The sequence below is a fragment of the Mesorhizobium sp. M7A.F.Ca.ET.027.03.2.1 genome, assembly GCF_003999175.1.
GTDB lineage: Bacteria > Pseudomonadota > Alphaproteobacteria > Rhizobiales > Rhizobiaceae > Mesorhizobium.
Genome location: NZ_RZOM01000185.1, coordinates 1 through 7,557 on the forward strand (window position 1 = coordinate 1; position 7,557 = coordinate 7,557).

The following is a 7,557-nucleotide window of genomic DNA, read 5'->3' on the forward strand; positions in this document are numbered from 1 at the left end:
GCCTTATCAGGCTCGATTCGGTTGAAGATGCCGGCCGACATTTCCAGCCATTCCTTAACCTGCGCACCGGTGATTTCGACGGCACGCACGGTGTTGGGATAGAGATAGAGGTCGGCAACGTTCTTGATGGCGATGTCGCCCGCCGGCACGTCGGTATAGTAGTCGGCGCCGTTGCGCCCGCCGGCCTTGAACGGCGCGGCCGCCGACAGCAGCGGCACATCCTTCCATTGCGTGTTCTTGAGGATATCCCGGAGGTACCAGGTCTGCGCCTGGCTGACGACCTGCACCGACGGATCGTCGGCGACCAGCGCGAAATAGGAATAAAGCGGCGCGGAGGTCTTGCCGACGGGACGCCGCACATAGGCCAGCGTCGCCTGGTGGTCCTGTTCGAGGGCCGCGATGATGCGCTTGTCGTCCGGGACAGTCGGCTTGTTCTTGTTGTCGAGGCGTTCGAAGATCGGCCGCGCTTCGGAGGTGGCTGAAACGACCTTCCATTTCGACCCGTCACGCTCCAGCATCAGGTCGATCAGCCCCATATGCGAGCCCCAGAAACCGCCCATGACGGCGGGTTTGCCCTGCAGCGTGCCCTTTTGCGTGTCGACACCGTCGAGCGACTGAAAATCCTTCTTGCCGGGGAACACCAGATGCTGGTGGCCGGTGAACACCGCATCGATGCCGTCGACGCCGGCGACGAAGAACGAGGCGTTCTCCATCATGTCGCCCTGCTTCACGTCGATGCCGGAATGCGAGAGCGCAAGGACGATGTCGGCGCCCTCCTCCTTCATCTGCGGCACCCAGGCCTTGGCCGCCTCGACGATGTCGCGCGTCTTGACGTTGCCCTCGAGGTTCTTGAGATCCCAGACCATGATCTGCGGCGGCACGAAGCCGATGATGCCGACCCTGATCGGCTGCTCGGCGCCCGAACCGTCCTTGATCTTCTTGTCGAGGATGACATAGGGCTTGAGATAGAGCTTGTCGTCGCGCGGGTTCGCGGCAAGCTCGGTGCCGCGGATCAAATTGGCGCAGACGAAGGGAAAATTGGCGCCGGCCAGCACCTTGTCCAGGAACGACAGGCCGTAGTTGAACTCGTGGTTGCCCAGCGTCGAGCACTCGTAGCCAAGCAGGTTCATGCCTTTCATGATCGGATGCAGGTCGCCGTCCTTCAGCCCCTTCTCATAGGCGATGTAGTCGCCCATCGGATTGCCCTGCAGCAGGTCGCCATTGTCGATCAGCATCGAATTCACGGCTTCCTTGCGCACAGCATCGATGAGAGACGCCGTGCGCGACAGGCCCAGCGTGTCGTTCGTTTTGTCGGCGTAGTAATCGTAAGGCAGCACGTTCACATGGATGTCGGTGGTCTCCATGATCCGGAGATGGGCCTGGTTGGCTTGAGCGCGGGCGGAGAACGGATGCAGCATGATCAGTGCCCCTGCGGCGGCGCCCGCAAGGAGATCGCGGCGGGATATGGGATGGAGCAGTTGCGACATGTTTTCTCCTTCGACAACTGACAAGCCCTGCCCCGAAGCGAACTTCGCTCTGAAACCTGCTTAAGTCCATTCAACAAGTCGCGCGCATGAAGCCGCCACTCGATCAGCAACGGATGACGTGCCGATGAACGATCGGGGCGAGGAAATCAGCCCTTGTCGTCGTCGCCTTGGGTGATCAGCCGCGCGCTGCGCTGGCCTGTCGCATAAATCCATAGCCAGCTCAGCGAAACCGCAAGCCGGTTGCGAAAACCGATCAGGAAATAGATGTGCGCCACTCCCCACAGCCACCAGGCCGCCCGGCCGGTCAGCTTGAGCCAGCCGAAATCGATCACCGCGGCGCGCTTGCCGATCGTGGCGAGATCGCCGGCATGCCTGTAGTGGAAAGGACGCGCGGTCGTGTCGCCGCCGAGCCTGGCCTTGATGGTGGCCGCAACATGTCGGCCCTCCTGCTTGGCGGAAGGCGCGACGCCGGGCACCGGCCGGCCATCGGGCCGCAGCACAAGGGCGGCGTCGCCGATGACGAAAATCTCCGGGCTGCCAGATACAGTCAGATCGGGCTCGACCAGCACCCTGCCCGCGCGGTCCGCCTTCGCTCCCAGCCATTCAGCGGCCGGCGAAGCGGCAACGCCGGCTGCCCACAGGATCGTTCGGGCTGCCAGTTGCTTATCGCCAAACACAACACCTTCGGCGTCGCAGCGCGTGACGGCCCGGCCAAGCTCGACCGTCACACCGAGCCGCTCGAGCGCTTTGCTGGCATAGTCGGAAAGTTTCGGTGCGAAATTGGCCAGAATGCGGTCGCCGACCTCGATCAGCACCACACGCGTCTGCCGCGCGTCGATGTTGCGGAATTCGCCGCGCAGCGTGTCATGCGCCAACTCGATGATGGTGCCGGCAAGCTCGACGCCGGTCGGCCCGCCGCCGACGATCGCAATGGTCAGCAACGCCCGGCGTTTGGCCGGATCGGTCTCCCGCTCGGCCTGCTCGAAGGCCAGCAGAATTCGCCGCCGAATGCTGGTGGCGTCCTCCAGCGTCTTCAGGCCCGGGGCGAAAGGCTCCCATTCGTCGTGGCCGAAATAGGCGTGGCGGGCCCCGGTGGCGAGCACCAGCGTGTCGTAGGCGACCGCGCTGCTGTCATCGAGCAGCACGCGCTTGCCGGCGCGGTCGACACCGGTGACATTGGCGAGCAGCGTCGTCACATCCTTGCGCTTGCGCAGGAGGTGGCGGATCGGCCAGGCAACCTCGGAGGTGGCCAGCGCCGTCGTCGCCACCTGGTAGAGCAGCGGCTGGAAGAGGTGATGGTTGCGCTTGTCGATCATGGTGATGCGCACGGGAGCGCCAGCAAGTGCACGGGTGAACTCGAGACCGCCGAAACCCGCGCCGACAACGACGACATGATGCCTGGCTTCATTCATTTCGTTCACCCCGATGGCAAGATTGCCTGTCCTGGATGTAGGTATTTTTGTGCAATGCAACAACAGATGGACGGTGCCCGAGACTCGTCGTTCCATGTCGTGAATGCACATGTTGTATCGTATCGCGAGGTATAGCGTCATCGAACACGCGATGAGGTGAGGCATGGCCAACGATCGTGACGACGATGCTCCGGCGCAGTATTCTTCGCCGCCCTGTTTCATGCACGAGCTCGATCCGGAATTCCGTGCGCCTTCGAGCGACTGGATCGATGTGAGACGCTGGCGCAAGGCCGAACGCGAACGGCTGATCGCTGCGCGTCTCGCCGTTTCGGCCGACGCGCGAGCGGTAATGTCGCAACGCATCGCCGATGGCCTCGACGCGATCATTGGCGAGATCGCCGGGCGCATGGTCAGTCTTTACTGGCCGTTTCGCGGCGAGCCGGATTTGCGGCCTTGGATGGCGTCCATAAACGAACGCGGCGGCCGCACCGCCCTGCCCATCGTCATCGAGAAGGGGCACCCGCTGATCTTCCGCGCCTACAAAGCGGGCGACCGGCTGGAGAAAGGTGTCTGGAACATCCCGATCCCGGCCGAGGGCGATCCGGTGCTGCCGGACATCGTCATCTCGCCGATCGTCGGCATCGATCCCCAGAACTACCGCCTGGGTTATGGCGGCGGCTTCTTCGACCGCACGCTGGCAGCGATGCCGTTCAAGCCGCTGGTCATCGGCGTCGGCTACGAATTGCAGCGCATCGCGACCATCTACCCGCAACCGCACGATATTCCGATGGACCGGGTGGTAACGGAGGCCAGTTAGTCCAGGCTGTGCTGAGATTCAGGTCAGGCCGAGTCGAAAATGGTCGCTTCCGAGAACGGGAGCGGAGCGTACTTTTCGTACGCGAGCACCGGAAGCGCAGGGAGCTACCATTTGCAGGCCGGCATCACCTGAATATCAACGCAGCCTAGGCCATTTCCGGCTTCATGCCCATGGCGGTCCTGTCGACGATTTCGCGTAGCGCAAAGGACGAATTGATCTTGGTCACATGCGGCATCGCCGACAGCCATTCCTTGTGGATGCGCTCATAGTCGACGAGATCCTTCGCCGCGATCCGCAGGATGTAGTCGTACTCGCCCGACATCAGGTGACAGGACAGCACGTTCGGGCAGCGTTTGATCGCCGCCTCGAAATCCGACAGCGTCTTCTCGAACTGTCCCGACAGCGATATGTGCACGATCGCCGTCATCTGGTGGCCAAGTGCGGCATTGGAAAGCCGGGCATGGTAGCCACGAATGGTTCCGGATTTCTCCAGATTGTCGAGCCGGCGCGAACAGGCCGACTGCGACAGGCCGACCTTCTCGGCCAGTGCCGCATTGGCGATCCTGCCATCCTTCTGCAAAGCCTCGAGAATGGCGATATCAATCCTGTCGAGCGGCATTATTCGTGAATCCTGCGAATATCCAGCTATTTCGCGCAACGATTATCGAAACCGGCAGGTTGACGCAAGCGCATTCGCAAACACCTGCGCAACGATTCGTGGTTCACTCCATCCATACAGGGAACGAGCCCAAAAGGGCCGGATCAGGAGAAGAAAATGCGCGTCGGCTGCCCCAAGGAAAGCAAGAACCACGAATACCGCGTCGGCCTTACCCCCGGCTCGGTCCGCGAATATGTCGCCCATGGCCACGAAGTTCTGGTCGAGACCGGGGCCGGGGCCGGCATCGGCGCCGATGACAATGCCTATCGCGCCGCCGGCGCCATGATTGCCAAGACGGCCGCCGAGGTGTTCGCCAGGTCGGACATGATCGTCAAGGTCAAGGAGCCGCAGCCCAGCGAATGGGCGCAGCTTCGCGAAGGCCAGATCCTGTACACCTACCTTCACCTTGCTCCGGATCCGGAGCAGACCAAGGGCCTGCTTGCGTCCGGCGTGACCGCAATCGCCTACGAGACCGTGACCGACGATCGTGGCGGCCTGCCGCTGCTGGCGCCGATGTCGGAAGTTGCCGGACGCCTGTCCATCCAGGCCGGCGCCACGGCACTGCAGAAGGCCAATGGCGGCCGCGGCGTGCTGCTGGGCGGCGTGCCCGGCGTGCTGCCCGGCAAGGTCACCGTGCTCGGCGGTGGCGTCGTCGGCCTGCACGCGGCCAGGATGGCGGCCGGCCTTGGCGCCGATGTCACCATCATCGACCGCTCGATCCCGCGCCTGCGCCAACTCGACGACCTGTTCGCCGGCCGCGTCCACACCCGTTACTCGACTGTCGAGGCACTGGAAGAAGAATGTTTTTCAGCCGACATCGTCGTCGGCGCGGTGCTGATCCCGGGTGCCGCGGCGCCAAAACTGGTTTCGCGCGAAATGCTGTCGGGCATGAAGAAAGGCTCGGTGCTGGTCGACGTCGCCATCGACCAGGGCGGCTGCTTCGAGACCTCGCATGCGACCACCCATGCCGAGCCGACCTATGAGGTCGACGGCGTCATCCACTATTGCGTCGCCAACATGCCGGGTGCCGTGCCGGTCACTTCGGCCCACGCGCTCAACAACGCGACGCTGCACTATGGCCTGCAGCTCGCCGACAAGGGCCTTAAGGCGCTGGTCGACGATCATCACCTGCGCAACGGCCTCAATGTCCACAAGGGCAAGATCACCAACCGGGCAGTCGCCGAGGCGCTCGGCTACGAACTGGTCGAGCCGAAAGCCGTTCTCGCCGCCTGATTTTCGCGAAAACAGCTCCTTTCAATCCAGCCCGCCGGTTCCATGCCGGCGGGTTTTTTCTTGCGAGCCTATTTTTCAGGCAAAGCATGGCGTCGAAAGATGTGACGCAACGGCACTTTGCTCATCATTGTTGCATATTTGTCATTCCCGTACCGGCCGACTCCCTGCTAGAGACATTCCGGGTTTACTCATTGGGGTACGGGCATATGTTCATTCGCACATCCGCGAAATCTTTTCTTCTTGGTGCTGTTTCTGCTGTGGCTTTGATGTCTGCTGCTCATGCAGCAGACGTCGTGCAGCCGGTAGAAGAAGCTGCCGGCTTTAACTGGAGCGGTCTGTACGTTGGTTTTGGCGTCGGTGCCGGTGCCAACGTACACGAGCTCAGCAGCGATTTTATTCCAGTCTCGCTGAACGGCATTGGTGGCGAAGGCGTCTATGGTGAGCTGACGGTCGGCTATGACTATATGGTCTCGCCCCGGTTCCTCATCGGAGGTCTGCTGGACGCTCACGTGGGCAACATCAAGACCACGCTGGACATTACGGGGTTCGACGCTTCTATCAAGGAAACCTACGGTTTCGACGCTGGCCTGCGTCTCGGCTACCTCTTGACGCCGAACACTCTGGGCTACGTGCTGGGTGGCTATTCCTGGCAGAAGTACAAGCTCGATACGAACGCCGGCTTCGACTTTGATTGGGATCAGAGCGGGTATTTTGTCGGAGGTGGCATCGAAACGGCCATCAACAGCAATTGGACGATCAAGACTGAGTATCGCTATACGGGCTTCGGGACCAAGGACGATCTTCTTTCCGAGGCTGGCATCGTCGGGGTTCCGGACGGTCTCCTGAATCTTGACACCTCGCGCCATACTTTCCAGATCGCGGCCAGTTACCGTTTCGGTGCACAGAACGGCGGCGGCGCTGCCTTCGAGACGCCAGCCTACAACTGGACCGGATTCTATATCGGCGGCGCTGGTGGCGCCGGTGCGTCCGTGCACCAAATCAACGTTCCGCCGCTCGGCGGCCTAGAATTCAATGGTCTCGGTGGCGAAGGTGCCTTTGGTGAACTGAACGTCGGCTACGATCATGACTTCGGCAGCTGGGTCGCAGGCGTCATGGTCGATGCACGCTACTCCGGCATGACTTCCGAACTGGAGCTCGGCGGCGGATCGATCAACGTCGATACAGACTATGGGTTCGATGTGTTGGGCCGCGTCGGCATGAAGATGAACGAATCGACCCTTGCCTATGCGCTTGCCGGCTACAGCTGGCAGCATTTCGATCTGAACGCTTCCGACCCGATCGGCGACATTCTCGACTGGGGTTCCAGCGGTTTCTCGGTTGGTGGCGGCCTTGAAACGGCTCTGTCCAGCAATGTCACCGTTGGCCTCGAATATCGCTATTCGCAGTTCGCCGAGAAGGACTTTTCTTCGGAATTCGGCGCACCCGACGACACCCTTACCTCGACTTCCTCTTTCCACACCGTGCGTCTCGGCGCGAAGTACAAGTTCAACTAAAAGGCCCTCCAGCCAAACAGTTGCAGCCCGTCGGCCATGCCGGCGGGCTTTTTTTATTGCTCGAATCTTTCCGCGCCAAACGCAGGCAACAAAAAAGCGGAGCCAAAGCCCCGCTTCCTCGATGTCGAGATTTACCGCCGGTTCATCCGCGGTCGGCAAATCGATCGACAATGGCTTTCTATCGCGCATATGCGACGGCAGTACGACAACTGTTTCCAGCGGCTAGTCTCAGCCTCAAGCGCGCTCGATGCGGCACTGGTAGCAATTGTTGCGCGCCGAACGGACATGGACGTAGGCGATCTCGTCGCGTTCGAACAGCGTCTCGGCCCGTGCAGCAATTGCCGTGGTCGGGATGACGCCGCCGCTGCCATAGACGATGCGATCATCCCTGCCATAGCCGCGCACGATGTAGTCGGGGCTTTCGAGAATCTCGGGC

7 protein-coding genes are annotated in these 7,557 nt (G+C 61.7%); 3 read left to right on the forward strand and 4 right to left on the reverse strand.

The window, feature by feature from the left end; all coding sequences use genetic code 11:
- On the reverse strand, positions 1-1,487 hold a 1,487-nt coding region (locus EN750_RS10880; RefSeq protein ID WP_127396414.1), incomplete at its 3' end, for a bifunctional 2',3'-cyclic-nucleotide 2'-phosphodiesterase/3'-nucleotidase.
- 146 nt (positions 1,488-1,633) lie between these two features.
- The gene (locus EN750_RS10885) at positions 1,634-2,899 is read right to left on the reverse strand and encodes an NAD(P)/FAD-dependent oxidoreductase (protein WP_127396415.1); all 1,266 of its coding nucleotides are present in this window, start codon (positions 2,897-2,899) and stop codon (positions 1,634-1,636) included.
- A 163-nt stretch (positions 2,900-3,062) separates the two neighbouring features.
- On the opposite strand from EN750_RS10885, the gene EN750_RS10890 reads away from it, so the two are divergent.
- Positions 3,063-3,716 carry a 5-formyltetrahydrofolate cyclo-ligase gene (locus EN750_RS10890; RefSeq protein ID WP_127396416.1) on the forward strand — a complete coding sequence of 218 codons (654 nt, stop codon included), beginning with the start codon at positions 3,063-3,065 and terminating at the stop codon, positions 3,714-3,716.
- Positions 3,717-3,861: 145 nt separating this feature from the next.
- On the opposite strand, the gene EN750_RS10895 is transcribed toward EN750_RS10890, so the two are convergent.
- The gene (locus EN750_RS10895) at positions 3,862-4,335 is read right to left on the reverse strand and encodes an Lrp/AsnC family transcriptional regulator (RefSeq protein ID WP_127396417.1); all 474 of its coding nucleotides are present in this window, start codon (positions 4,333-4,335) and stop codon (positions 3,862-3,864) included.
- Positions 4,336-4,491: 156 nt separating this feature from the next.
- On the opposite strand from EN750_RS10895, the gene ald reads away from it, so the two are divergent.
- Together ald and EN750_RS10905 are read left to right on the forward strand one after the other, a co-directional pair.
- Positions 4,492-5,607, forward strand: a complete 1,116-nt coding sequence (ald, locus tag EN750_RS10900; RefSeq protein WP_127396418.1) for an alanine dehydrogenase — start codon at positions 4,492-4,494, stop codon at positions 5,605-5,607.
- Positions 5,608-5,813: 206 nt separating this feature from the next.
- On the forward strand, positions 5,814-7,121 hold the full coding sequence (locus tag EN750_RS10905; protein WP_127396419.1) for an outer membrane beta-barrel protein: 1,308 nt from the start codon (positions 5,814-5,816) through the stop codon (positions 7,119-7,121).
- A gap of 234 nt (positions 7,122-7,355) precedes the next feature.
- Here the strand turns inward: EN750_RS10905 and EN750_RS10910 are convergent.
- The coding region (locus tag EN750_RS10910) for a DUF1203 domain-containing protein (protein ID WP_127396420.1) at positions 7,356-7,557 on the reverse strand (202 nt) is incomplete at its 5' end.